At 34.4% G+C, this 25,354-nt stretch carries 25 protein-coding genes; 17 read left to right on the forward strand and 8 right to left on the reverse strand.

Features of this window, described 5'->3' with window-relative positions:
• Nucleotides 1-78: 78 nt before the first annotated feature.
• Both METIN_RS01900 and METIN_RS01905 read left to right on the forward strand, forming a co-directional pair.
• Nucleotides 79-564, forward strand: coding sequence for a hypothetical protein (locus METIN_RS01900; protein WP_013099794.1), 486 nt, complete (start codon nt 79-81; stop codon nt 562-564).
• 17 nt (nt 565-581) lie between these two features.
• The gene (locus METIN_RS01905) at nt 582-1,148 is read left to right on the forward strand and encodes a zinc ribbon domain-containing protein (RefSeq protein ID WP_013099795.1); all 567 of its coding nucleotides are present in this window, start codon (nt 582-584) and stop codon (nt 1,146-1,148) included.
• Here the strand turns inward: METIN_RS01905 and sucC are convergent.
• On the reverse strand, nt 1,131-2,219 hold the full coding sequence (gene sucC / locus METIN_RS01910) for an ADP-forming succinate--CoA ligase subunit beta (RefSeq protein ID WP_013099796.1): 1,089 nt from the start codon (nt 2,217-2,219) through the stop codon (nt 1,131-1,133). The two genes, METIN_RS01905 and sucC, sit on opposite strands and share 18 nt — an antisense overlap.
• A 112-nt stretch (nt 2,220-2,331) precedes the next feature.
• Here sucC and METIN_RS01915 point away from each other — a divergent pair, with 112 nt between their 5' ends.
• The 7 genes from METIN_RS01915 (at nt 2,332) to METIN_RS01940 (ending at nt 9,804) form a co-directional block, all read left to right on the forward strand.
• A complete protein-coding gene (locus tag METIN_RS01915; RefSeq protein WP_013099797.1) occupies nt 2,332-4,308 on the forward strand; it encodes a CoB--CoM heterodisulfide reductase iron-sulfur subunit A family protein in 1,977 nt (658 codons plus the stop codon).
• 63 nt (nt 4,309-4,371) lie between these two features.
• Nucleotides 4,372-4,779, forward strand: coding sequence for a F420-non-reducing hydrogenase iron-sulfur subunit VhuD (gene vhuD / locus METIN_RS01920; RefSeq protein ID WP_013099798.1), 408 nt, complete (start codon nt 4,372-4,374; stop codon nt 4,777-4,779).
• A gap of 123 nt (nt 4,780-4,902) precedes the next feature.
• Entirely contained in the window at nt 4,903-5,760 is an 858-nt protein-coding gene (gene vhuG, locus METIN_RS01925) for a F420-non-reducing hydrogenase subunit VhuG (protein WP_013099799.1), read from the forward strand.
• Between the two features lie 27 nt (nt 5,761-5,787).
• Nucleotides 5,788-7,032, forward strand: a complete 1,245-nt coding sequence (locus tag METIN_RS01930; RefSeq protein WP_013099800.1) for a Ni/Fe hydrogenase subunit alpha — start codon at nt 5,788-5,790, stop codon at nt 7,030-7,032.
• 12 nt (nt 7,033-7,044) lie between these two features.
• Nucleotides 7,045-7,173: a F420-non-reducing hydrogenase selenoprotein subunit VhuU gene (vhuU, locus tag METIN_RS07750; protein WP_013099801.1), complete on the forward strand. Its 129-nt coding sequence runs from the start codon at nt 7,045-7,047 to the stop codon at nt 7,171-7,173.
• A 127-nt stretch (nt 7,174-7,300) separates the two neighbouring features.
• On the forward strand, nt 7,301-8,479 hold the full coding sequence (gene vhuB, locus METIN_RS01935) for a F420-non-reducing hydrogenase associated-polyferredoxin VhuB (protein WP_013099802.1): 1,179 nt from the start codon (nt 7,301-7,303) through the stop codon (nt 8,477-8,479).
• Nucleotides 8,480-8,496: 17 nt separating this feature from the next.
• Nucleotides 8,497-9,804 (forward strand): formylmethanofuran dehydrogenase subunit B, encoded by a 1,308-nt coding sequence (locus METIN_RS01940; protein ID WP_013099803.1) that lies wholly within the window; start codon nt 8,497-8,499, stop codon nt 9,802-9,804.
• Nucleotide 9,805: 1 nt separating this feature from the next.
• Here the strand turns inward: METIN_RS01940 and METIN_RS01945 are convergent, their stop codons facing one another.
• Nucleotides 9,806-10,567, reverse strand: coding sequence for an HD domain-containing protein (locus METIN_RS01945; RefSeq protein WP_013099804.1), 762 nt, complete (start codon nt 10,565-10,567; stop codon nt 9,806-9,808).
• A gap of 27 nt (nt 10,568-10,594) precedes the next feature.
• Here METIN_RS01945 and METIN_RS01950 point away from each other — a divergent pair, with 27 nt between their 5' ends.
• The 5 genes from METIN_RS01950 to rsmA are packed head-to-tail and all read left to right on the forward strand — an operon-like array spanning nt 10,595 to nt 13,599.
• Entirely contained in the window at nt 10,595-11,152 is a 558-nt protein-coding gene (locus METIN_RS01950) for an Era-like GTP-binding protein (protein ID WP_013099805.1), read from the forward strand.
• Nucleotides 11,146-11,544: a cell division protein SepF gene (gene sepF / locus METIN_RS01955; RefSeq protein WP_013099806.1), complete on the forward strand. Its 399-nt coding sequence runs from the start codon at nt 11,146-11,148 to the stop codon at nt 11,542-11,544. The genes METIN_RS01950 and sepF overlap by 7 nt, the downstream gene beginning before the upstream one ends.
• 16 nt (nt 11,545-11,560) lie before the next feature.
• Complete coding sequence (locus METIN_RS01960) at nt 11,561-12,352, forward strand: indole-3-glycerol phosphate synthase TrpC (protein ID WP_013099807.1); 792 nt, start codon at nt 11,561-11,563, stop codon at nt 12,350-12,352.
• The gene (artE, locus tag METIN_RS01965) at nt 12,315-12,797 is read left to right on the forward strand and encodes an archaeosortase family protein ArtE (RefSeq protein WP_052294358.1); all 483 of its coding nucleotides are present in this window, start codon (nt 12,315-12,317) and stop codon (nt 12,795-12,797) included. The genes METIN_RS01960 and artE overlap by 38 nt, the downstream gene beginning before the upstream one ends.
• Complete coding sequence (rsmA, locus tag METIN_RS01970) at nt 12,790-13,599, forward strand: 16S rRNA (adenine(1518)-N(6)/adenine(1519)-N(6))-dimethyltransferase RsmA (RefSeq protein ID WP_013099809.1); 810 nt, start codon at nt 12,790-12,792, stop codon at nt 13,597-13,599. The genes artE and rsmA overlap by 8 nt, the downstream gene beginning before the upstream one ends.
• A gap of 152 nt (nt 13,600-13,751) precedes the next feature.
• Here rsmA and METIN_RS01975 read toward each other — a convergent pair whose 3' ends face one another.
• From METIN_RS01975 to METIN_RS01990, 4 genes are read right to left on the reverse strand one after another with little or no spacing between them, the layout of a single operon-like run.
• Nucleotides 13,752-15,044: a pyridoxal phosphate-dependent aminotransferase gene (locus METIN_RS01975; protein ID WP_013099810.1), complete on the reverse strand. Its 1,293-nt coding sequence runs from the start codon at nt 15,042-15,044 to the stop codon at nt 13,752-13,754.
• A gap of 7 nt (nt 15,045-15,051) precedes the next feature.
• Nucleotides 15,052-15,987, reverse strand: a complete 936-nt coding sequence (locus METIN_RS01980) for a flippase-like domain-containing protein (RefSeq protein ID WP_013099811.1) — start codon at nt 15,985-15,987, stop codon at nt 15,052-15,054.
• A 9-nt stretch (nt 15,988-15,996) separates the two neighbouring features.
• Nucleotides 15,997-16,704, reverse strand: coding sequence for a glycosyltransferase family 2 protein (locus METIN_RS01985; protein WP_013099812.1), 708 nt, complete (start codon nt 16,702-16,704; stop codon nt 15,997-15,999).
• A gap of 23 nt (nt 16,705-16,727) precedes the next feature.
• The gene (locus METIN_RS01990) at nt 16,728-18,533 is read right to left on the reverse strand and encodes a hypothetical protein (RefSeq protein WP_013099813.1); all 1,806 of its coding nucleotides are present in this window, start codon (nt 18,531-18,533) and stop codon (nt 16,728-16,730) included.
• A 128-nt stretch (nt 18,534-18,661) separates the two neighbouring features.
• On the opposite strand from METIN_RS01990, the gene oadA reads away from it, so the two are divergent.
• The 3 genes from oadA (at nt 18,662) to lysS (ending at nt 22,678) form a co-directional block, all read left to right on the forward strand.
• Entirely contained in the window at nt 18,662-20,365 is a 1,704-nt protein-coding gene (oadA, locus tag METIN_RS01995) for a sodium-extruding oxaloacetate decarboxylase subunit alpha (RefSeq protein WP_013099814.1), read from the forward strand.
• 112 nt (nt 20,366-20,477) lie between these two features.
• Complete coding sequence (locus tag METIN_RS02000; protein WP_013099815.1) at nt 20,478-21,062, forward strand: 50S ribosomal protein L15e; 585 nt, start codon at nt 20,478-20,480, stop codon at nt 21,060-21,062.
• Between the two features lie 50 nt (nt 21,063-21,112).
• Nucleotides 21,113-22,678, forward strand: a complete 1,566-nt coding sequence (gene lysS, locus METIN_RS02005) for a lysine--tRNA ligase (RefSeq protein WP_013099816.1) — start codon at nt 21,113-21,115, stop codon at nt 22,676-22,678.
• On the opposite strand, the gene purM is transcribed toward lysS, so the two are convergent.
• Together purM and METIN_RS02015 are read right to left on the reverse strand one after the other, a co-directional pair.
• Nucleotides 22,668-23,699: a phosphoribosylformylglycinamidine cyclo-ligase gene (gene purM / locus METIN_RS02010; protein ID WP_013099817.1), complete on the reverse strand. Its 1,032-nt coding sequence runs from the start codon at nt 23,697-23,699 to the stop codon at nt 22,668-22,670. The two genes, lysS and purM, sit on opposite strands and share 11 nt — an antisense overlap.
• Entirely contained in the window at nt 23,696-25,300 is a 1,605-nt protein-coding gene (locus METIN_RS02015; protein WP_013099818.1) for a bifunctional N(6)-L-threonylcarbamoyladenine synthase/serine/threonine protein kinase, read from the reverse strand. Before METIN_RS02015 ends, purM begins: the two co-directional genes overlap by 4 nt.
• Nucleotides 25,301-25,354: the final 54 nt, after the last annotated feature.

Here is a 25,354-nt window from a genome sequence, read left to right on the forward strand (position 1 = left end):
AAAAATACTTTTAAATAGTTTAGTACCTAAAATATAAAATTTGATAACAAATAATAAATCTTTGTTTAGGGGGTGCTAATGAAATGTAAGTTTCTTATGGCATTTCTTATGCTCTTTTTGGTTTGTTATAGTGGTTGTCTATTTAAAGAAGGTTATCCAGATATTTTATATAAAAAATATAATGTTGTTAAAATTATTAATACAACAATTGAAAATAAAAGTGTAATCATTGTTTATCAAATAAAATCAAAGTTTGGCCCATTAAGTAATGTTGAAGGGTTGGATGTAGATAGTAAAAGAGACATTGTAGCCATCTGCTACTATGTATTTAAAAATACTAATGCTGATGAAGTCCAAATCATCTGCTTCTACCCTGAAGACTCTAATTTAGTAGTCCTATATAAATTCAAAATAGATAGGAGAAATGCAGAATTAGCTGAACTATTTGATATAAGTCCTGATCAGATAGACACTTATGCTCTATATAAGGGTAGTAGATTGATAGCCTTAGGACAGCTATGGGTAAATAAGGGGTTAGCTAAAAAATTAGGTTTATTAACATAAATTGAGGTGAAGGCTTTATGAGAATTCTTCCATTAACTGATGAGGAAAAAGCCAGTATTATAGCAGGGCTTAGAAGTACAGTTCCAGCCACAAGGTTAGTTACTTTAAGAAGGTTACAAGAGTTAGCAGATACAAGGCCAGAGGCTTTTGCTTACTTAGATGCCTATGATAAAACTACTCTAAATGAGATACTATATTTGTTAAATCACATTATTGAATATGACCCTGATGAGATCATAAGAAGAGAGGCTATGTTAGCTCTTGAAAAAATTAAGAAGGCTTTAGGTACTAAATTCTCAGTATTCATTCCTGAGTGTGAGAGCTGTAGAGCTTTAATAGATCCTGGTTGGGAATACTGTGCTAAGTGTGGAGCTGAGATAAGTAAGATGAAATTTGAAGAGCTAAAGAAGTGTAAGAACTGTGGAAAGTATATTTATGAATCTTGGATTCACTGTGCACACTGTGGAACAAAGTTAAAAGAGGAGGAGGAAGAGATATTAAGATGTCCAAATTGTAAAAGACCAATTCAGCCAGAGTGGATGGTTTGTCCATACTGTGGTTATAGATTAAAGAGAAAACCTTAAACTCTCAGCCAATCTTTTCCCAGCTTCATACATAGATGTGGAGTAAGGAATATTGGCCTCTTCTAAAATTTTTCTTCCTAACTCTTCATTAGTTCCTGTTAATCTGACAGAGAACTTAATATTTGGATTATCTTTTAAGATTTCTACAATTGCCTTAGCTACTTCATCACACCTTGTTATTCCACCAAGGACATTTATAAAGATCCCTTTAACTTTTTTATTCTCCAAAACCTTCTTTAAAGCTAACTTAGTAGTTTCTTCATCAGCCCCTCCACCAATGTCTAAGAAGCAAGCTGGCTTTAAGCCAAAGTCATAGATTGTATCCATACTTGCCAATGTTAAGCCAGCTCCATTACCAATGACTGCAACATCTCCATCAAGCTCAACATAGGCAAATGGCAAATTCTCCTTATTTTTATACTCTTCAAATTCACTAAAGTCCTGTCTAAAGTAAGAGTCATCATCTAAGTGTATGACAGCATCAGCAGCATAAATTTTATTATCTTCAGTTATAACCAATGGGTTAATTTCAACAAGGGTAGCATCAAGCTCTTTAAAGATCTTATAAACTTTGTAGATAATATCTCCAACTTTAATCTCAACTCCAGCCTTTTTAGCTATCTCTCTTCCAATGTATGGAAGGAAGGGCTTTTTTATATCTACATAGTATTTAATAATTTTCTCAGGATGTTTCTCAGCAATTTCTTCTATATCTACACCACCCTCAGAGGAGAAAATAATAACTGGCTTTTTCTCATTTCTATCAATGGTTATTGATAAATAATACTCTTTTTTTATCCTTAGCTTCTCTTCAACCAATATTTTATCAACTTTTTCTCCCTTTATCTCTTTATTAAAGAGCTCTTCAACCTTTTCCTTAAAGTTTTCCTTGTTTGTAAATAAGATTCCTCCAGCTTTTCCTCTTCCACCTACTAAAACTTGAGCCTTTAGCACAGCTTCATCAAATTCTTTTAATTCCACATCATCCCCTTTCTTTATCAAAAAGCTTTTTGGAACATCAATTCCATACTTTTTAAAGATTTTTTTGGCTTCATATTCATGTAACTTCACATTCTCACCCTAAAAATAGTTTTAATAATCGCTATTAAGAAGACTAACAATACATATTTTTATATTATTTAGGTTATCTTATTTTAATGTCACTTTAATGAGGTGATTTTCTATGACAACCCCAAGAATTGGGGTTTATGTCTGTTACTGTGGGACTAATATTAAAGCTGTTGTTGATTGTGAAGCTGTTAAAGAGTTTGCGGAAAAGTTGGATGGAGTTGTAGTAGCAAGAACCTACCCATTCATGTGTGCAGATCCAGGGCAAAAGTTGATTCAGGAGGATATAAAGAAGTATAATTTAAATAGAATTGTTGTAGCTGCATGTACTCCAAAGATACACGAGCCAACTTTTAGAGCTTGTATAAAAGATGCTGGACTTTCTCCTTACTACTTAGAGTTTGTTAATATCAGAGAGCATGACTCTTTTGTTCATATGGAGGATAAAGAGGCTGCTACTAAGAAGGCTATGGAGTTAGTTGCTGCAGCTGTTGAAAGAGCTAAGAGATTAGAAGATATTCCTCAAAAGGTTGTTGAAGTTGAAAAATCCTGTTTAATCATCGGTGGGGGAATTGCTGGGATTCAGGCAGCTTTAGACTTAGCTGATCAAGGTTATAAAGTTTATTTACTTGAAAAAGAGCCATCCATTGGAGGTAGGATGGCTCAGCTTGCTAAGACATTCCCCACCGATGACTGTGCGCTGTGAATTCTCGCCCCGAAGATGGTTAGCGTCGCCAACCACCCAAATATTGAAATTATCACTTATGCTGAATTAAAAGAGGTTAGTGGATACATAGGAAACTTTGAAGTCACCATAGAGAAAAAACCAAGATATGTTGATGAAAGCAAGTGTACAGGTTGTGGAGCCTGTGCCAGTGTTTGTCCTATTGAAGTGCCTAATGAGTTTGATCTTGGTTTAGGAGTAAGGAAAGCTATCTATGTCCCATTCCCACAGGCTGTTCCATTGGTTTATACAATAGATATGGATTACTGTATTAAATGTGAGCTCTGTAGTAAAGTCTGTGGTCCTGGAGCCATAGATTATAACCAAAAACCAGAAGAAATTAAGTTAAAAGTTGGAACTATTATCTGTGCTGTTGGATTTGATGAGTTTGACTGTACATTAAAAGAAGAGTATGGTTATGGAGTTTATGATAATGTCATTACAACCTTACAATTAGAAAGAATGATTAACCCTGCTGGGCCAACTGGAGGACATGAGATAAGGCCAAGTGATGGTAAGCATCCTAAGAGAATTCTGTTTATCCAGTGTGTTGGTTCAAGAGACTTAAAGGTTGGAAAGCCATACTGTTCAAGAATCTGTTGTATGTTTGCCTTAAAGAATGCTCAGTTAATTAAGATGCATGATCCAAGTGCTGAAGTCTATATTTGCTACATGGACATCAGATCCTTTGGAAAAGGTTATGAAGAATACTACCAAAGAGCTCAGGAGCAGTTTGGAGTTAGATTTATTAGAGGAAGGCCAGCCTGTATTATTGAGGATCCAGAAACTAAGAACTTGATAGTTAGAGTTGAAGATACTTTAATTGGAGAAATTCTTGAGTTAGAGGTTGACTTAGTTGTTCTCTCTGCTGGTCTCTCACCAAGACCAGATAACAAGAAGTTAGCCAAGATGTTAGGATTAGAGCTTAGCCCAGATGGATTCTTTAAGGAGTTACACCCAAAGTTAGCTCCAGTTAATACTAAAGTTGATGGAATAGCCATAGCTGGAGTAGCCCAAGGGCCTAAGGATATTCCTGATACTGTAGCACAGGCTAAAGGGGCTGCAAGTGCTGTAGCCATTCCAATGGCTAAGGGTAAGTTTGAAATTGAGATGATTAGAGCTATAGTTGATGAAGAGATCTGTGGAGGCTGTGAGATCTGTGCTCAAGTGTGTCCATACAATGCTATAAGCTATGTTGAAAAAGATGGACATTTAGTTGCAAGTGTCAATGACATAGCCTGTAAAGGTTGTGGTTCCTGTGTAGCTGCATGTCCAAGTGGAGCCATGCAGTTAAGATACTATAGAGATGAGCAAATAATTCCTGCAATAGATGCCATGTTAAAGGTTCACAATGAGTTATCAAAGTAAATTTAATTTAGATGAAGCCCTTTATGGGCTGATGACTCAAAAAATTTTAATTATGGGGAGAACATGGAGCCAGTAATAATAGCATTCTGTTGCTATCAATGAGGATATGGTGCAGCTGACTTAGCTGGAACCAGTAGAATGCAATATCCTCCTTACATTAGAATTATAAGGATCCCCTGTACTGGAAGGTTTGATATAACTCATGCAATGAGAGCCTTCCAGTTGGGGGCAGATGCTGTAATGGTTGTTGGTTGAAAGAAAGGAGAATGTGTTTATGAGCATGGTAACTACAGGGCTGAGGAGAGGGTTAGGCTCGCTAAAAAATTATTGGATGAGTATGGCTTAGGTGGAGATAGAATAGAAATCTTTTTCATGTCAGCAGCTGATGCTGATAAGTTTGTTAAAGCTTCCAATGAAATGGTTGAAAGGGTTAAAAAATTGGGGCCTAACCCTCTCAAAGCCCAAAACTAAACATTAAAAAGGGATGAACTCCTCCTGGGAACCCTCACCTGAGGGACCAGGGGGAAAGACCGCCCCCTTTAAAGTGAAGGGGGTTCTAATTATTTTTTCAAGTTTTTATAAGGAGGGGAAAAGATGGCTAAGGTTGGAATTATCCAACTCTGTGGATGTTCAGGGTGTCATATCTCTTTCTTAGATCTGCATGACAAGCTTTTAGAGGTTTTGCCAAACATAGAAATTGTCTATGCTCCAATTATTATGGATGCTAAGGAAATTCCAGATGGGATAGATGTATTCTTAGTTGAGGGAGGAATTAGGAATAAGCATGATGAGCATTTAATTAAAGAAATTAGAGAAAAATCTAAGATTGTTGTAGCCTTTGGAACCTGTGCAGCCTATGGAGGAATCCCAGGGTTAGCTAACCTCTATGATAAAGAAGAGTTATTAAAAGAGGTTTATAACACTGATTCAACAGACAATAAAGGAGAGATGCCTAAGGAAGAGATTCCTGAGTTAACTGACGTCTTAAGACCAATCTCTGACTATGTTAAAGTTGACTATGTTATTCCTGGCTGTCCTCCATGTCCTGATGAAATAGCTAAAGCTTTAGAAGCTATATTAAAAGGAGAAGCTCCAAAGTTGTCTAAAAAAATTGTTTGTGATGAGTGTCCAAGGAAAAAAGAAGGAGTTGTTCCTGAAAAGATACTTAGAAGCTTTGAAGGAAAGCCAGATCCTGAGAAGTGTTTATTTGAGCAAGGATACACTTGCTTAGGAATGGGTACAAGGGCAGGATGTGGGGCTAAGTGTCCAAGTGCTGGAATGCCATGTAGAGGATGCTATGGAAAGACTGATAAGAGCTTAGACTTGGCTTTCAGCTTAGCCAATGCCTATGCAATTGTAGGAGAGCCAGTGTTAGAGATGCCAGATAAAATAGGTTTATTTAATAGATTTACACTTCCAGCTTCATTATTAAACAGAAAAATTAAAAAGTAAAAATCTTTAAACTTTACTGGTGAAATTATGGATAAGATAGTAATTGAGCCTCTATCAAGGCTGGAGGGGCATGGGAAAGTAACTATAACTGTAGCTGAAGGAGAACCTGAGGTTAGGTTACATATTGTAGCCTTAAGAGGATTTGAAAAATTTGTTGTTGGTAGACCAGCTGAGGAAGTTCCAAGAATTGTGCCAAGGATCTGTGGAATTTGTCAAGTTCCTCACCACTTAGCAGCTGTTAAAGCCATAGATATGGCTTGGAATGCTGAAGTTCCAGAGACTGCTAAGCTTTTAAGAGAGTTAATGCTCTTAGGAAATATGATTCATAGCCATGCCTTACACTTCTACTTCCTTGCATCTCCTGACTTCATCTTAGGAGTTGATGCTGATCCATCCATAAGAAATATTGTAGGAGTTATTGAAAAAGAGCCAGAGTTGGCTAAGCAGGCAATAGCATTAAGAAGATTTGGGCAAAAAATAGTTAGTTTTGTTGGAGGAAAACCTATACATCCAATAACAGGAATTCCTGGAGGAATAAGTAAGAAGTTAAGTGAAGAAGAGAGAGATGAGCTTTTAAAGGAAATTGATACAATTATAGAGTATTCTAAGAATGCAGTTGAAGTTGTTAAAAGTATTTTAGAAAAAAATAAAGAGTTATTAAAACTTGGAACTATTGACACATGGTACTTAGGATTGGTTAAGAATGGAGAGCATGAATTCTATGATGGAACCTTAAGATTCTTATCTCCTGATGGAAAGGAAAAGGTTGAGTTTGAAGCTAAGGACTATCTTGACTACATTGGTGAGCATATAGTTCCTCATAGCTATGTTAAGTATCCATTCTATAAAAAAGCTGGATATCCTGATGGGATCTATAGAGTTGGACCTTTAGCTATGCTAAATGTCTGTGACAGTATGGGGACTGAGATAGCTGAAGAGTATAGAAAAGAATATTTAAACACCTATGAATTCCCTGTTAAAGCCTCTCTTGCCTACCATCATGCAAGAATGATTGAGTTAGTTGCAGCTGCTGAAAAGGTTAAGAAGTTGTTGGAGAATGATAAGATTGTTGGTGATGATATAAAGGCTGAAGTTGAGCCAAAAGCTGGTTGGGGGGTTGGAATTGTTGAAGCTCCAAGAGGAATTTTAATACACAACTATGAAACTGATGAGAATGGAATAGTGGTTAAAGGAAATATGATTGTTGCTTCAACTCATAACACCCCAGCTATGGAGTTGGCTATAAAGCAGGCTGTTAAAGAACTATTATAAATGGTGAAAGTTATGGAGATGGATAAGGTTAAGTTAAACTTAATTGAGGTTGTACTTAGAGCTTACGATCCTTGATACTCATGTGCAGCTCATATAATTATCAACAAGAAGAAGAAAAAAGAGGAGAAAAAGAATAAGTAAGATCCGCAACCGAACCCTTTTATGGGAGGTTGCGGATTTCGTTTTTGTTTGGAACTTTTTAAATCATCTTTGAACATAAAACTATATATAGTGTGTGAGTTACACATTATTAATTGGGGGAGAAGTTATGGGAATAAGTATTGATAAGGACTTATGTTTAGTATGCTATGCCTGTCAAGAGGAATGTCCAACAAAGGCAATAGATATAGACAATAACTTTAACACCTGTATTTTATGTTTTAGATGTGTTGAAGCCTGTCCAACTGGAGCTTTATCTAAGGAAACTTTAGAACTTAATGGGAAAACTTTAGAGAAGATAAATTACCTTCCTCACAAGTGTAAAAAGTGTGGAACCTGTGCAGAGGTTTGTTCAACAGGGATTAAGAAGGTTGATGACCAATTTCCTTATTCTAAGGGACACTGTATTTTATGTTTAAAGTGTGTTGACATTTGCCCAATTGATATAATCTCACTTCCAGGAGTTATAGAAAAGCCTAAGAAAAAAATAGAGGTTCCAAAGGAGCCAATTGTTGTTACTGACAACTGTGTTGGCTGTAAAATCTGTATCCCAGAGTGTCCTGTTAATGCTATAACCTTTAATGAAGAAACCAATAAGGTAGAGATTGATAAAAATAAGTGTATTTACTGTAGTATCTGTGCTCAAACTTGTCCATGGAATGCCATCTATGTAGCTGGAAAGATTCCAAAGAAGAGGAGAAAGAAGGTTAAAAGCTTTAAAGTTAATGAAGATAGCTGTGTCTTCTGTAAGCTCTGTGTTGAAATCTGTCCTGGGAATATGATTAAGTCTGATGAATCTAAGTTAGTGGTTATTCCTCCAAAGTCTTGTCCAGCCTGTAAGCTCTGTGTTAATATCTGTCCTGTTAATGCCTTAGAGTTAGATGTTGAGCTAAGCTCCCCACATCCAATAACTGATGAGGGCTTAGTGATCATAGAGGAAGACTTTGATGTCCTTAAAAAGTGTGCTTCAGTCTGTCCAACTGATGCCATTGTTGTGGATGACAAAAATAAAGAAGTTAGGATGTGTATAGTCTGTGGAGCCTGTACTGTTGCCTGTCCAACTGGAGCTTTGAAGTTAGGGAAGATTGAGCATAATGGTAAGGAATATAATAGAATTGAATACAGCCCTTACCTCTGTGATAAGTGTGGGAAATGTGTTGAAGTCTGTCCAATGAAAACCTTAAGATTAACAAGGGGAAGAATTCCTTTAAAAGGATACTGTGTCATGTGTCTCCTCTGTCTAAGTGTAGCTGAGCAGGAGAAAAAGAAAGTCTTAGCTTTAAAATAAGTTTTTAAGGTGGGAATATGAAAGTTGTAGAAAATGTTGTTTGCCCATTCTGTGGAACTCTCTGTGATGACATAGTGGTTATCTTAGATGATGAAGGGCACATAATAGGAACAAGAAATGCATGTAGAATAGGGAATGCTAAATTTATGCATTTTGAAGGGGCTAAGAGATACACTGAGCCAATGATGAGAGAGAACAAAAATGAAGACTTCAAAAAGGTTGATTGGGATACTGCAATAGATGAGAGTGCAAGAATCTTAGCTGAAGCTAAGCTTCCTCTCTTGTATGGATGGAGTTCAACTGAGTGTCATGCTCAAGCTTATGGAGTAGAGTTAGCAAGAGTCTTAGGAGCTGTTATAGACAACACTGCTACCATATGACACGGACCTTCACTAATAGCTGTTCAGGACGTAGGATACCCCGTCTGTACCTTAGGAGAAGTAAAGAATAGAGCTGATCTAATCATATATTGGGCTTGTAACCCAATGCACGCCCACCCAAGACATATGTCAAGATATACAACATTTGCAAGAGGATACTTTAGAGAGAGAGGAAGAGAAGATAGAACTATAGTAGTTGTTGATCCAAGAGAGACTACAACAGCTAAGTTAGCTGATATACACATAAAGGTAGAGCCCCATAAGGATTATGAGTTAGTTAGTGCTATGAGGGCTGTATTGCATGGCTTTGAGTTACAAACTGACAGAGTAGCAGGAGTTCCAGCTGATCTTATCTATGATGCTGTTGAACTCTGTAAGAATGCCCAATTTGGCTGTCTCTTCTTTGGTATGGGAGTGACAATGACAAGAGGAAAGCATAGAAATATAGACAATGCTATTAAATTAGTTGAAGATTTAAATGCTTATACTAAATTCACCCTAATGCCAATGAGAGGACACTACAATGTTAATGGATTCAACCAAGTTCTAACCTGGATAACAGGATTCCCATTCTGTGTAGATTTCTCAAGAGGTTACCCAAGATTTAACCCAGGAGAGACTACAGCTATAGACTTACTATTAAGGGGAGAAGTTGACACCATGCTTGTTGTAGCCTCAGATCCTGGGGCACACTTCCCAGGGAAGGCTTTAGACCATATAGCAAAGATTCCATTAATCTGTGTGGAGCCACATGAAACTCCAACAACTCAGTTAGCTAATATTATACTACCTCCAGCACTCTCTGGTGTTGAAGAGGAGGGAACTGCTTATAGAATGGATGGAGTTCCAATAAAGCTTAAGAAAGTAACTGAACCTCCTGAGGGTGTACTGCCAGATAGAGAGATATTAAAGAGATTAGTTAAGAAGGTTAAAGAATACAAGTAAGTTATAAAGTGATCTCTTTAAATACTGGACTCTCTTTTTCTACTTTTGCATACACTGAGATATAATCCTTTAAACCACTCCAATTTATTTTTTCTCCTAAGACTTCCTGAATTTGGAAGATCCCAGCTTCATTAGATAAGATAACCTCTATTTTTATAGGCCTATCTTTTCCTTCCAAGATAGTAACCTTTTCTACAGAGGCTGCAGAAATTGAGTGAATATCATAGCACTTTCTACATATAGGAATCCTTGATCTCCCCTTAGTCATGTCTGTCCCATCAGCTACAGCTATACACCCAGCTTCTACTGTTATTGAGGGAATCCCTTCACTATGTGAATAAATAGCATGTAAAATTTCAGTGAGCATTTGGTAAGCTTTCTCTTCACTATAGTATTTTTTTAATATCTCCTCTACAATATCCTTAGCTAAGTAAGCTGAATGTAGATGATGCTCCTTTCTATGAACAGAGTTTCCTATGTCATGTAAGTAAGCTCCTACTAAAGTGATAACTAAAGAGTCTTCAAAAGAGCCTTTACACTCCTTAACATAGCTTGGAACAATATTCCTTTTATTTAAAATCTTTAATATTTTTATAGCATTGTTTGCCACAATTCTGGCATGTGTCTTTCCATGATCATTATAACCAAGTCTTTTAACAGCCATAATGTTAGACATTTTCAACAGAGTGTTAACCTTAACATTATTCTCCAACTCATTAAATATTTCTTTAGCCACTCCATTTAATTTTTTTAGCTCTTCCATAATGTTCCCTCTTCTAAGGTGAATCATATGAAATTTAAGATAGCTATCATTGGCCCAGAGAATGCTGGAAAGTCTTCAATTATGAATGCCCTCTTTGGGAAATATATTTCCTTAGTCTCTGAAGTTGGTGGAACTACAAAGATGCCAGTAAAGAGATATTGGGGGAAGATTAAGGTTAGTAGATTAAAGGAAAATCCAATATTTGCTGAAATCATGTTCTCTGACTTAAGTGGTTTATATAGGGGAAATAACAAAGAAGCAGTGCTGTCAAAGAAAGTTTTAGAGGAAACTTACAAAGAAATAGAAAGCTCTGACATGATTATAAATGTTGTTGATGCCACTCAAGGATTAATAAGAAACTTTGAAAAACTTCACCATCTACTTAAATTTAGATATCAAAAACCTATTATAGTTGTAGTTAATAAATATGATTTAATTAATGATACTGTTGCAGAAAACCTTAGAAATAGAATAAGGGAGAGGCTAAAGGCTGAGCCAATTTTTGTCTCAGCCAAGACAGGGGACAATATTGATGTGCTGATAGAGACTATTATTAACCATATTAGGAAGGTGGTTGAATGTTAAAAAGAATAATGGATATTATAAAAGGTAGCAAGGGAAATGGTGTAGATATTAAAAAAAATAAGTATGATAATGTTGAGGAATACTTAGATGAGGTTATTGAAGTTCAGGCCACTCCAGAAGAGGATGATGTAGTTAATATAAAAGTTTGTAAGGTTGAAAATGACAGTGATGCAGTTGAAGCCCTTTTATTGGTTGAGAGTGGAAATATAGTTATAGCTAAGATTCCGCACTTAGAAAAAGAGGCAGATGATGAGTTTTTTGAGATCTTAAGTAAGATGGATGATGAGGTTAGAAAGTATGAAGGAGCCTTAATGATCTTAGGGGATGAATTTTTATTATTAACTCCTAAGAATGTTAGGGTTGAAAAACATAAGTCTTTAGGAGAAGAATAAAAAAGGGAGAAAATAAATGAGTAATACATTAAAAGAAATCTTAGCTGAGAGAAAAAAGCTTATTGAGATGGAGAAAAGGAGTAATATTTTAGAAGATATTAGGAAACTTAAGGAAGAGTTAGGAGTAGAAAGAAAAAGAATTAGTTTAAGGAAAAAAATAAAGCTTTGTAATGATAGATATCCTATAATTACTGAGATAAAGCCAAAGTCACCATCAAAAGGTAGGATAATGGAAATTAAAGAGGAAGATGTTAAAGAAATTGCTGAAAAGATGAAAAGGGGAGGGGCTATAGGAATTTCAGTTCTAACAGAGCCTAAGTTTTTTGGAGGGAGTTATAGAAATTTAGTTTATGCTAAGCTTTCCAAGCTTCCTATTTTGATGAAAGACTTTGTTATTGATAAGTATCAGTTAGATATAGCTAATGAGATCTCTGACTCTGTACTTCTAATAGTTTCAGCTCTAAAAGAGAGATTAGGGGAATTCTTAGACTATGCTGATGATCTCAACTTAGAGCCTCTTGTTGAAGTGCATAATGAGGAAGAGTTAGACTTAGCCTTAGACTTTGGAGCCAAGCTTATTGGAATAAATAGCAGGGACTTAAAAACCTTAAAGATAGATCTAAATACTATAAAGAGGTTAGCTCCTCTCATTCCTAAGAAAGTTGTTAAAGTTGGAGAGAGTGGGATCTATAAAAAGGAGGAATTGGTTGAGATGTTCAACTATGTAGATGGCTATTTAATTGGCTCATCAATTATGGAAAGTGATGATATTGAGAGAAAGGTTAAAGAGCTTAGCTCAAAAGAGTAAAATTTTAGTGAAATTCTATTTTTATTATTTGGTTATTTATCTAATTCTTATGAATCTTGAGCCTCTCTTAATTTATCCAACAGCATACTTAACCTACTCAATTTCAAAGTTATTTTTAGATGTTCAGCTACTGGGAAATATAATAATCTATGGAAACAATAGAATAGAGATTATTGAACCCTGTACAGGAACATTTCTTATAGCCTTATTCTTATCCCTATCTTTTCTATATTCAAAATCCTTTAAATCTTTCCTATTCTCATTAATTTTTGCATTCTTAGCATATTTAATTAATATTCTTAGGCTTGTTTTATCAATTCTTCTCTCCAATAAGTATGGAAACTTTGAAGTGTGGCATGATCTTGTTGGCTATTCTGTAATATCAATCTTTTCATTTTTGTTAGCTCTAATTTACATAAAAATTTTGAGAGATAATTATGCATAAGTATAAAAAAAGCTTGGGACAGCATTTTTTAGTGGATAAGAATTTTGTTTATAAGGCTATAGAAGGAGCTAATTTAAAAGAAGATGATAAAGTCTTAGAGATTGGTTTAGGGAAAGGGATTTTAACAGAAGAGCTTTGTAAGAGAGCTAAGAAAGTTTATGTGATAGAAATTGACAAGAACTTAGAAAGCTTTGCAAACTCCTTAATAAATAAATATAAGAATTTAAATATAATCTGGGATGATGCTCTAAAGGTAAATTTAAAAGAAATAGATTATAATAAAGTTGTTGCCAACCTTCCCTATCAAATCTCTTCTCCAATAACCTTTAAGCTCTTAGATAGAGGCTTTGATCTCTCTGTGTTAATGTACCAATTAGAGTTTGCTAAGAGAATGATAGCCAAGGAAGGGACTAAAGATTATGGAAGATTGTCAGTTTCCCTACAGGCTCAGGCTAATGCTGAAATCTTATGTAAAGTTCCTCCTTCAGCTTTTTACCCAAGGCCAAAGGTTTGGTCAGCATTGGTTAAGATAGAGCCACACAATAAATATAAAATTTTAAATAAAGAGTTTTTCAACAACTTAGTAAGAGGAGCCTTCCAACATAGGAATAAGTTCTTAAAGAAGGCTTTAATTTTAAGTAGCTCTGAACTTGGGTTAAGTAGAGAAGAGTTAAAAAAGATATTGGAGGATATAGAAGATAAAACCTTAGAAAAAAAGGTTTTTAAGGTTTCTGTTGAGGAATTTGTTAATCTGTCAAATAAATTATATGAATATATAAAAGAAAGAAATAGAAAGGGTTAAATAGAAAACAACTATTACTATATAACTGGGTGGGCGTGCGACGCTAACCATCTTCGGGGTATCCTACGTCCTTACACGTCGTAGGACCTGGAGGGGAACCCTCACCAGAGGGACCCTCCAGGAGTTTTTTCTTTTTTAGTAAAATATATTAATTATCTTGAATTAAGGAATTCATCAATTTTCTCAGCTAATTTCTCAAGAGTATATTTGAATATATTATCATCTCTCTCCAATAATGTCATCCTGAACCCATTAAGCTCTGTGCAAAATGAGGTTAGAGGAACTACACATATTCCAGTTGTGGCTAAGAGCTGATATGTAAATTTTTTGTCTAATGTAGTATCTTTTAAAAACTTGTTAATAAAGTTTTCAACCTCTTTATCCTCTATTTTTATCTCCCCTCTATCCTTTTCAAAAACCACTGTTGTATAAAAAGAGCCACAGGTTTTATTTACAACAATATTATCAATATCTTTGAATTTTTTATAAGCTTCATTGCTCCTCTTCTCAAAAAACTTATTTCTCTCTTTTAAATAACTCTTATATCTTCTATCTCCCATAATTCTTGGGATAGCCATCTGTGGAAGAGTTGTAGAGCAAACCTCTATTAGCTTAGCCTTATATATACTATTTATATATCTCCTAAACTCTTCATCCTTATCTGCATTATAAACCTCTATCCAGCCACATCTTGCTCCAGGCCATGGAAGTTCTTTAGAGATTCCTTTTAAAGAGATTCCAGGGACATCATCTATAACCTCTGATAGAAAACAGGGCTTACAGCCATTATAGACTAAGTTACAATAGATTTCATCACAGATAATAAATAAATTATACTCATTGGCAATATCTACAATCTCATCCAATATCTTTTTTGGATACACAGCTCCTGTTGGATTGTCAGGGTTTATTATTAAGATGCCACAGATGTTAGGATTGTATTTAACTCTCTTTTCCAAATCTTCAACATCAGGATACCACTTATTATAAGGATCTAAAAAGTAGGTTAGAGGAGGACATCCAGCATGTGAGCCCTCAGCTGATGAGTGGGTTGAGTAGGAAGGAGAGGGATTTATAACCCTAACCTCCCTTCTTAAAAGACCATATATCTTAGCTATAGCATCTCCTAATCCATTAAAAAAAATAATGTCTTCCTTTGTTATTTGAACACCTCCTCTTTTATTGTTAAGGTTGGCTAAGAATTCCCTTGTTTCATCTAACCCCTTTGTTGGGCAATAGGCATAGCTCTTACTATCTCTCACAAGATCAGCAACTATCTCCTTTATCCAATCTGGAATTTCTTCACCCTTAGCTACAGGGTCTCCAATATTCTCCCAAATAATTTTTCTATTAAATTTTTTTTCTATAAATTTGGCAATTTCAACAATCTCCCTAATCTCATAGCTTAATTCTTTAGCTCCTATGTCTATAATGGGCATTCTCATTTTGAGTTCACCTTAGCTTCCTAAGGAATAGAGTGTTTAATAAAGAACCAAATAAGATTATGCTTAGGTATGATATTAACCTATATAAAATAATTATAGCTAAGGCTAAAACTTTTGGAATAGATTTTAAACTTAAAATATATAGTAAGGAGTACTCAACAATTCCTAACCCTGATGGTGTAAAAGGAATTGCTGTTAATAATGAAGATGATAAGTCAGTAAATATTGAAAATGCTAAACTTAGGTTAATATTTAATGACAAAAAGATAAAATAAAATGTTAATCCCTCTATTAACCAAGCTAAGATAGATAGCAATATAATTATTGGTAAAATATTCAAGTTTATAGTTCTAAGACCTTTTTCAAAGTTTAGTAAGATAGTATATAACAAATTTTTCTTAGCAGTTTTTTTATTTATTAGAATAATTAAAAATGCTAAAATAGGGAGTAGAGTAATTATTATAAATCCATACTGAATAGCATTTTTAATGGCTTCTGGAATATAACTTTTAAAAGCTAAATATCCAGAGATTGATATTAATGACAACATAGTAACTAAATCAAAAAATCTTTCAATGAATATTGTTCCTAAAACTGAAGACATTGAAGAATCTTTTTTCTTTTTTAGTAGGTAAGCTCTATAAACATCTCCTAACTTTGCAGGAGTAATTGAATTAACAAACATTGAAATATAAAATATAATAAATGTTTCTTTTAAGCTTAAGCTTATTTTTAAATTACTTAATAAGAGTTTCCACCTATAACTTTTTATTAGTATTGACATATAAAAACATAAGAATGCAAAGAAAAAATAAAAGAAATTAGTTCTATTTAGAGTAAGAATTAAATGTTGTATATCAACACTTGAAAATATATAGAATATTATAGCTAAGGATATTAAAAATGAAAAAATTGTCTTCTTATTTAACACTAAGTTTTTCATGATAATCAGCTAAAAATTTTTAAATCTCCACTTCAATAGGGTTAATATGGCTTCAACACCATCTTTCCATTTTATTTTTTTACCCTCTTTTTTAGTCCTTGGATAATAGCTTATAGGCACTTCATAGATCTTATATCCTTTCCTTAAAATTTTAGCTGTAATTTCAGGTTCCCAGTCAAATTTATCTCCTTCAGCATTCACCAAAATATCTTTTAGCTCTTTGTGAAACACTTTATAACAAGTAGGCACATCAGTTAAGAATGTAAAATAAAGTAAATTTGTAGCTAAAGTTATTCCTAAACCACCAAGTAAAAAAGATAAATGTGAAAATTTATTCTCTCTTTTTCTTAATCTTGATCCATAAACAACCTTAGCTTTTCCTTCCAATATTGGTTTAATGAGCTTTGGATAATCATTTGGATCATACTCTAAATCAGCATCTTGTATAATAATAATGTCTCCTGTTGAATGCTTAATCCCAATTTTTAAGGCTTTACCCTTTCCTTCATTTTTTTCCTTATTAATAAATATTATATTTTCATTTGGATGTTTTTTTATAAAGTTTCTAATTATCTCTTCTGTTTTATCATTAGACCCATCATTCACTATAATTACCTCTTTTTCTAAAGGTAATTTCACATCTAAAACTTTTTTTAATATTTTTTCAATAGTTTTTTCTTCATTGTATGCTGGAATAACTATTGAAACTTTTTTCATGTTTTCCCATTCTAATATTTTATTTAGTTTAACTTAACTTTGTACAAAACTGCTATTTTTTTACCTTTATAAGTGTAGTTCCAAACCTCAACCAAATATTTATCTAAATCTGGTTTCCATGGGTGAGTATAGTTATAATAGTTCTCTGGAGAGATAATAAGTATATGAAACTTTCTTATATTATCCCCTCTTACTGCCGGATCAATCCAGAAATATAATGGAATATACTTTACTCCATACTTCTCTAACTCTTTCCTATATTCAGGCTTATCTAAAGTCATTAATGGATCGTATATTCCAACTAATCTACCATTTTTATCAAATTGAAATTCAGAATTTATCCAATAGACATCCCAATATAGATATTTAACATGATATTTTTTAATTAGTTCCAACTTTTTCTTTGTGTCATTTCCATAGAGAATAATAGCAGCGTCTAAATCTCTCTGAGGTAGATTAATATATGGATTATTTAGCTGAGCCCATCTATAAACCATAACTTTTCTTCCACTAATTGCATTAATTGCAAAGCTTAACTCTTTTGTAGATAAAATAACATCATTCACATTAGTGTTATTTAGTAAATAGCTTTGTAGTGATAAATACCATGGAGCTATAGGTTGTTTTCCTACATTCGCCCACTTATTATTATTAATATAATTCATAAAGCCAAAGGTTACATTACCAAGCAATAATAGAAATATCATTCCATATATTGTAATCTTTTTTAAGTTTTCTTCGTGGAGTTTTAGATATTCTTTAGTAAAATACAACCCCAATAAAGAGAATAATATACAAGTAACCCAAATGTAGAAAGAACTCATGTAAGTAGGAATGAAATTCATTTTTAATATTGGCTCAGTTATAAAATAGGAGAATGTTGAAATTATAGATCCAAGAGCAAAGAGTTTTAAGAATTCCTTTATTTCAGAGTTTTCAATTTTAAAGTATCCATATATTCCCAACCAAAGGAAAATTGTTAGAACTATATTTTCTAATGATTTAAAATTAAATAAGTAATTAGCTATGGTGTCAAATAGAAACTTTATTTGAATATCTAATCTACCAAAATCTGGAGTATCCATATGGATTCTGTCATAGGGTCTATGTAAGTGATAAACAAAGATTGGCTTATACCAATATAACATCAATATTGGTAAAGAAACAATTCCAAAGATTATCCAATTTTTTAATATTTCTTTGTAGCTTTCTCTATTCTTAATAAATTCATAGGCTAAAAAGACTAAAATTATTAATGTAGCTCCTATAAAACAAACCATGTGTGAAAGGGTTAAAAGTCCATATATAACACCTAAAAATATATAATAGACTAATTTTCTTTCTTTAAAAGACAAATAAAGAGCTAAAATAAAGAGAGGTAGCATAATTTTTAGTGTGAATAGAGTGTATTTTAAAATAGGGTAAGAAGTAATTCCATTAGCTAACACTACACCAATTAGAGCTATCCAATCATCTCTAAATAAAGTTCTAAACAAAACAAACCAGATAACTGAAGCTATTATAAATAACAATACTGAGAAATAGAGCATTCCATGAAGTGTGTCAAAGTTAAATAAATTACAAAATTGTGCACATAAAAATCCATACATTGGTAAGTATCCTGGGATACTATCAAGGATTGCTGAACTTTCAAGAGGGTTTCCTCCATATCTAATATAATTTATAGCTCCCATCTGACAGTAATAGTCTCCTCCATATATTGGAGAAGGTAAAGACTTAAACTGAGAAATTCCTTCATATTGTAAGATTGCTCCAGAAATTATGTAAAAAATCAACAATAGTATTGGCAGCTTTTTATAATTAATCATGATACCACCTTTAAGATTAATTTAAATCTTTCCATTTTAGTAGCCTTTATATAGCTTAGCCAACAAAAGTTTTAATATCATGGACTTTTTTGAGCTTTTTGTTATTTAAGTTTTTCAGGTGGTAGTAAGTGGTTAAGATAGTAGATACTACTTTTAGGGATGCACAACAATCACTGATAGCCACAAGGATGAGAACTGAGGATATGTTACCAATAGCTGAAAAGATGGATGAAGTTGGCTTCTTTGCTATGGAAGTTTGGGGAGGAGCTACATTTGATGCCTGTATTAGATACTTAAATGAAGACCCTTGGGAAAGATTAAGGGCTTTAAAAAAGAAGATTCAGAACACTCCCTTAATGATGCTCTTGAGGGGGCAAAACTTAGTTGGCTATAGGCATTATCCAGATGATATAGTTGAGAAGTTTGTTATCAAAGCCTATGAGAATGGGATAGATATATTTAGAATATTTGATGCTCTAAATGATATAAGGAATATGGAAACAGCAATAAAGACAGCTAAGAGAATTGGAGCTGAAGTTCAGGGGACAATTTGCTACACTATAAGCCCAGTACATACTATAGAAGGGTATATAGAATTAGCTAAAAAGTTGGAAGAGCTTGGATGTGACTATATAGCAATAAAGGACATGGCTGGTTTATTAACTCCCTATGAAGGCTATGAGTTAGTTAAAAGATTAAAGGAAGAGGTTTCCTTACCAATAGATATACATAGCCATTGCACTTCAGGCTTAGCTCCAATGACATACTTAAAAGCTGTTGAGGCAGGAGCTGATATAATAGACTGTGCCATCTCACCATTTGCTATGGGAACTTCTCATCCACCAACTGAAACTATGGTTGTGGCATTTAAAGGAACTAAGTATGATACTGGCTTAGATTTAAAACTATTAAATGAGATTAGAGACTACTTTATAAAGATTAGAGAGAAGTACAAGCTTTTAATATCTCCACACTCTCAAATAGTTGATGCAAGAGTTTTAGTCTACCAAATCCCAGGGGGGATGCTATCTAATTTAATATCCCAACTTAAAGAACAGGGAGCCTTAGATAAATTTGAAGAGGTTCTTAAAGAGGTTCCAAGGGTTAGGAAAGATCTTGGCTATCCTCCATTAGTTACTCCAACCTCTCAAATTGTTGGAACCCAAGCTGTTCTAAATGTCTTAACTGAAGAGAGGTATAAGATAATTACTAATGAAGTGGCAAACTATGTTAAAGGGCTTTATGGAAAGCCACCAGCTCCTATAAATCCAGAGCTATTAAAGAGAGTTTTAGATGAGGGAGAGAAGCCAATAACCTGTAGGCCAGCTGATCTACTAAAGCCAGAGTGGGAGAAGGTTAAGAAGGAAGCTGAGGAGAAAGGAATAGTTAAGAAAGAGGAAGATATCTTAACCTATGCTCTATTCCCACAGATTGCTGTTAAATTCTTAAGAGGAGAGTTAAAAGCTGAGCCAATTCCTAAGGAGAAGAAGATTGAGAAGTTACTAGAAATTCCAACAGAGTATATAGTTGAAGTTGATGGAGAGAGATTTGAGGTTAAGATAGAGCCAAAGATTGGATCTGAATTAATGAGGAAGAAAGAGATAGTGACTGCTGAAGTTGAAGGAGCTGTAACCTCTCCATTCAGAGGAATGGTTACTAAGATTAATGTTAAAGAGGGAGACAAGGTTAAGAAGGGAGATGTAATAGTTGTCTTAGAGGCTATGAAAATGGAACACCCAATTGAGAGTCCAGTGGATGGGACTGTAGAGAAGATATTAATAGATGTTGGAGATGTGGTTAATGTTGGAGATGTAATTATGATCATTAAATAAAAACTCTTTTTTAAGGCGTTAAGTTAATATACTCCTTTCATGTATTTTTCTCCACCAAAATTTTTAAAAAGGGGATGTGGCAAAAGGCTGAACCCTAAAAAGAGGGATAAACATGGGAATATATAAGTATATAAGAGAAGCTTGGAAAAGACCTAAGGAGAGTTATGTTAGACAGCTGTTATGGGAAAGATTACAAAAGTGGAGAAGAGAACCAGCAGTTGTTAGAATAGAGAGACCAACAAGGTTAGATAGAGCAAGAGCTTTAGGTTACAAGCCTAAGCAAGGAGTAATAGTTGTTAGGGTTAGAGTAAGAAGAGGAGGTTTAAGAAAGCAGAGACCAAAGAACTCTAAGAAGCCAGCTACATTGGGAGTTAATAAGATAACAATGGGTAAGTCTATACAAAGAATTGCTGAGGAAAGAGCTGCAAGAAAGTATCCAAATATGGAAGTTTTAAACTCCTACTGGGTAGGAGAGGATGGAAAACATAAGTGGTATGAAGTTATTTTAGTTGATCCTGCAAGCCCAGCTGTACAGGCTGATCCTCAGTTAAACTGGCTCTGTACTGGAAAGCATAGAGGAAGAGCCTTTAGAGGGCTAACCTCAGCTGGTAAGAAGGGAAGAGGTTTAAGAAACAAGGGAATAGGGGCTGAGAAGGTTAGGCCAAGTATAAGGGCTCATGGTAGAAGAGGTAAGTAAATTCTCTTTTTTTATTTTTTTATAAAATTTTAAGCTTGTGAGGGCTTATTATGTATTGGGCAGATAATATAGCCAGTAAGCTAAGTGGAAAGCAAGTTATAGCTACAGGGATAACTCCTTCTGGTCATATTCATATAGGGAATGCAAGGGAAACACTAACTGCTGATGCCATCTATAAGGCTTATTTAAAGAGAGGAGGAGAAGGAGAGCTAATTTTTATAGCTGATACATTTGACCCTTTAAGAAAGCTTTATCCTTTTTTACCTAAGGAGTTTGAACAATACATAGGAATGCCACTGAGTGAAATCCCCTGTCCAGAAGGTTGTTGTCAAAGCTATGCTGATCACTTTTTAAACCCATACATTGAAAGCTTAGAGGATTTGGGGATAGAAATAAAGGTTTATAAGGCAGATGAATGTTATAAAAAAGGCTTATATGATGAGAAGATAGACATGGCTTTAAAAAATAGGGAAAAGATTAGAGAGATTCTAAATAAGTTTAGAAAAGATCCTCTACCAGGGGATTGGTTTCCCATCTTTATGCTCTGTGAAAATTGTAAGAGCTTGAAAACTAAAGTTCTTAACTATGATGGAGAGAAAGTTAAATATGTCTGTGAGAAGTGTGGCTATGAAGGAGAGGCTAAACCTTACAAAGGAAGGGCTAAGCTCCCTTGGAGAGTAGATTGGCCAGCAAGATGGTCTATCTTTAAGGTAACCTTAGAGCCCATGGGTAAAGACCATGCTGCTGCCGGAGGCTCTTATGACACTGGAAAGTTGATAGCTAAGGAAGTCTTTAATTATGAACCTCCTATGAAGGTTGTTTATGAATGGATCCAGCTCAAAATTGGAGATAAAGCTGTTCCTATGAGCTCTTCTAAGGGGGTAGTTTTTGCTGTTAAAGATTGGACTCATATAGCTCATCCAGAGATATTAAGATTCCTTATTTTAAGGAGTAAGCCCTCTAAGCATATAGACTTTGACTTAAAGAAGATTCCTGACTTAGTTGAAGAGTATGATAGATTAGAAGAGTTTTACTTTGAAAATAGAGAGAAGGAGTTGGATGAAGAAGGTTATGAGAAGATAAGAATTTATGAAACCTCAACTCCAAAGATCCCTGAGAAGAAGCCTATCAATGTTCCATATAGATTTTGCTCAATTATTGGACAACTGGCATATAAAGATGGAGATATAGATATGGAAAAGGTCTTTGAAATCCTGAAAAGGAATAACTATAACATAGAGGAATTTGATGACCTTAGCTTAAAGAGGCTTAAAGAAAGGCTAATCATGGCAAGAAATTGGGCTTTAAAGTATGGAGAGAAGTTAGTTATAATTTCTGAAGAGGAGGCTAAGGAGATAGCTAAGAAGTTAAAGGAAAAGCAAAGAGAATGGATAAAGTATTTTGTTGAAAGGCTAAAAGAGATTGAGTTTGATGCTTTAAATATACATGAGCTTATATATCAAACAGCCAAGGAGCTTGGATTAAATCCAAGGGATGCTTTTCAAGCTTCATACTTAATCTTGTTAGGAAAGAAATATGGGCCTAAGTTAGGTAGCTTCTTAGCAAGCTTAGGAAAAGAGTTTGTTATTAAAAGATACTTAAGTGTTATAGAATAATTCTCTCTCCTTTATAGTCTATAACTGCCTTTCCTTTTTCAATATTGTCAAGGTTACTAACTACTTTCCCTATTTTATAGGCATCTATTCCATACTTGTTAGCTATCTTTATTATTTCCTCTCCATTCTCCTCAGAGGTTATGACACAGAAGCCTATTCCCATGTTGAAGGTTTTAAACATCTCCTCTAATGGAACATTTCCAAGCCTTTGAATCTCTTTAAAGATTGGTAAAGGCTCTGGGAAGTTATCTATATGATAGATAACATTTTTATTTAACCTTCTCAACTTCCTAAAGGTTCCTCCTGTTATGTGGGCCAAGCCTTTAACTTCAACTTTTTTAATCATCTCTAAAACTGGTTTAACATAAATCCTTGTTGGAGTTAAGAGCTCTTCTTTAATACTCTTCCCATAGGAGAGTTTGTCATTAATATCCATCTTGTGAATATCAAAGAATATCTTTCTTGCTAAGGTTAGTCCATTACTATGTATCCCAGAGCTTCTTAAGCCTATTATTACATCTCCTTCCCTAACCTTCTCTCCAGTAATTATTTTATCCTTCTCAACAATAGCTAAGGCTGTTCCAGCAAGATCAATTCCTTTAACCATATCTGGCAGTGTAGCTGTTTCTCCACCAACTATATTTATATTGGCCTCTTCAGCTCCTCTATTAAGTCCTTCTCCTATCTGCTTAGCTATTTCCTCTGTAATATGTCCAACAGCTAAGTAATCAACTAAGGCTATAGGCTCAGCCCCTATACAGATGGCATCATTAACATTCATGGCTATCATGTCTATAGGAACTGTGTCAAACTTGTTAGCCATCTCAGCCACTATCATCTTACTTCCAACACCATCAGTAGTTAAAACCAAATAGTAGTTAAGGAATTCAACAGCTCCAGCATAGTGCATAGAAAGAGCTGGCTTTATATCATTTCTCTTAAATTTTATCTGTGAAACCAAGGCTTTAATGATCTTATCCTCATAGTCTATATCTACACCAGCATCTTTGTATGTAATCATTTATATCTCCCTCTTTTTTCTATCTCCATCATCAACTTCAAGATATCTTCAGCTCTCTCATATTCTTTATAACCTTCTAAAAAGTTTTCCCAAATCTCATTAAATTTATTGAAGTGGGTTGATAAAAGAGCTTTCTTAAACACAACTAAGTCAGTAGCCTTATCTTCATCTAAGTTAGAGATCTTAGCTAAACCAAAGTCAATTATATATAAATCCTTGCCATCATAGATAAAGTTTGATGTTGTTAGGTCATTATGGATAATATTATTCTCATGTAACTTTGCTACTATCTTCCCAACTTCTTTAGCCAACTCTACTCTATCCTCAACAATGTCCTTTAAAATTTTTCCATTGATGTAAAGCATAGCCAATCTTTTCTTTTCTAAGTCAATGTCAAAGATGTAAGGGCTTGCAATGCCAAAGTCTTTTATTGTAGCTAAGTATCTTGCCTCTCTTTGGGTTCTTATCTTCCTAAGCCTATTGTCAAGTTCCTCACATCTGTATCTCTTCTTTATCCTCTCCTTGTAAATTATTGGATAGCCAAGATACTCATCTCTCCATATATCAGCCTCAGCTCCTTTTCCAATTAAATGCTCTGGAATCTTTCTCTTCTTTCCCTTCACTTCTTTTATCCAAGTTACCTCAACTTGGTCAGTTCTATAATATGGCTTTATCACAGTTTCCTCAAGTTTCATCCTAACTCCACTTTTATACATTAATAGGCCTAACCAAGCTATCATCACTCCATTGTCTCCACAGAGATCCATTGGTGGAACATAGAAAGAAACTCCCTGTTCTTCAGCCATTGTTTTAACCATCTCTCTCAATCTCTTGTTAGCAGCAACTCCTCCAACTAATAAGACTTCTCCCTTATTTGTGTGTGCTAAAGCTCTCTCAGTGATTTCAGTGAGCATTGAAAATGCATACTCTTGAAGAGAATAACAGATATCTTCTAACTTAAAGCCCTCCTCATACTTCCTTATAGCTGCTGTCAGTAAGCCAGAGAATGCTATATCCATTCCCTTAACAGTATATGGCAAATCTAAAAGCTCTTTCCCTTTTTTAGCAAGCTCCTCTATATATGGCCCTCCAGGGTGTGGTAAGTTGCAGTATCTTGCAAATTGGTCTAAGCAGTTGCCTATAGCAATATCTAAGGTTTCTCCAAACACCCTATACTTCCCAGAGACATAGGCAGTTACTTGAGTATTTCCTCCACTGACATAGAGAGTTAAAGGATCCTCAAGATTTCCCTTTAACTTTCCTATCTCTATGTGTGCTATACAATGATTAACTCCAATAATTGGTTTATTTAATGTTAGTGCTAAAGTCCTTGCCACTGTGGCTGTAACCCTTAAACTTGGCCCCAACCCTGGCCCCTGGGAGAAGGATATTAAGTCTATCTCCTCAGGTGGAACTTTGTCAAAAGCTTCCTTTAAAAGCTTAGGAAAGGTTTCAGCATGGTGATCAGCTGCTTCTCTTGGGTTAATGCCCTGTCTTGGAGGCTTGTAGAGGATAGTTTTATTAAATAAAATATTTCCTTCATCATCAATAATTCCAACTCCTGTTTTCTCAGCTGTTCCCTCTAAACCTAAGCTAATCATTTTCTCTCCCCTATTTAAGTTAGGCACATTATTTATATATAAACTCTATATATA

Origin of the sequence: Methanocaldococcus infernus ME (assembly GCF_000092305.1) — an archaeon.
Classification (GTDB): Archaea; AGJL01; Methanococci; order Methanococcales; family Methanocaldococcaceae; genus Methanocaldococcus; species Methanocaldococcus infernus.

Excerpts from the sequence above, each read along its gene's own strand:
- METIN_RS01900 (WP_013099794.1), top strand. The coding sequence starts at position 79 with ATGAAATGTAAGTTTCTTATGGCATTTCTTATGCTCTTTTTGGTTTGT.
- METIN_RS01905 (WP_013099795.1), top strand. The coding sequence starts at position 582 with ATGAGAATTCTTCCATTAACTGATGAGGAAAAAGCCAGTATTATAGCA.
- vhuG (WP_013099799.1), top strand. The coding sequence starts at position 4,903 with ATGGCTAAGGTTGGAATTATCCAACTCTGTGGATGTTCAGGGTGTCAT.
- METIN_RS01930 (WP_013099800.1), top strand. The coding sequence starts at position 5,788 with ATGGATAAGATAGTAATTGAGCCTCTATCAAGGCTGGAGGGGCATGGG.
- vhuB (WP_013099802.1), top strand. The coding sequence starts at position 7,301 with ATGGGAATAAGTATTGATAAGGACTTATGTTTAGTATGCTATGCCTGT.
- METIN_RS01945 (WP_013099804.1), bottom strand. The coding sequence starts at position 10,567 with ATGGAAGAGCTAAAAAAATTAAATGGAGTGGCTAAAGAAATATTTAAT.
- METIN_RS01950 (WP_013099805.1), top strand. The coding sequence starts at position 10,595 with ATGAAATTTAAGATAGCTATCATTGGCCCAGAGAATGCTGGAAAGTCT.
- sepF (WP_013099806.1), top strand. The coding sequence starts at position 11,146 with ATGTTAAAAAGAATAATGGATATTATAAAAGGTAGCAAGGGAAATGGT.
- METIN_RS01960 (WP_013099807.1), top strand. The coding sequence starts at position 11,561 with ATGAGTAATACATTAAAAGAAATCTTAGCTGAGAGAAAAAAGCTTATT.
- rsmA (WP_013099809.1), top strand. The coding sequence starts at position 12,790 with ATGCATAAGTATAAAAAAAGCTTGGGACAGCATTTTTTAGTGGATAAG.
- METIN_RS01975 (WP_013099810.1), bottom strand. The coding sequence starts at position 15,044 with ATGAGAATGCCCATTATAGACATAGGAGCTAAAGAATTAAGCTATGAG.
- METIN_RS01980 (WP_013099811.1), bottom strand. The coding sequence starts at position 15,987 with ATGAAAAACTTAGTGTTAAATAAGAAGACAATTTTTTCATTTTTAATA.
- METIN_RS01985 (WP_013099812.1), bottom strand. The coding sequence starts at position 16,704 with ATGAAAAAAGTTTCAATAGTTATTCCAGCATACAATGAAGAAAAAACT.
- METIN_RS01990 (WP_013099813.1), bottom strand. The coding sequence starts at position 18,533 with ATGATTAATTATAAAAAGCTGCCAATACTATTGTTGATTTTTTACATA.
- METIN_RS02000 (WP_013099815.1), top strand. The coding sequence starts at position 20,478 with ATGGGAATATATAAGTATATAAGAGAAGCTTGGAAAAGACCTAAGGAG.
- lysS (WP_013099816.1), top strand. The coding sequence starts at position 21,113 with ATGTATTGGGCAGATAATATAGCCAGTAAGCTAAGTGGAAAGCAAGTT.
- purM (WP_013099817.1), bottom strand. The coding sequence starts at position 23,699 with ATGATTACATACAAAGATGCTGGTGTAGATATAGACTATGAGGATAAG.
- METIN_RS02015 (WP_013099818.1), bottom strand. The coding sequence starts at position 25,300 with ATGATTAGCTTAGGTTTAGAGGGAACAGCTGAGAAAACAGGAGTTGGA.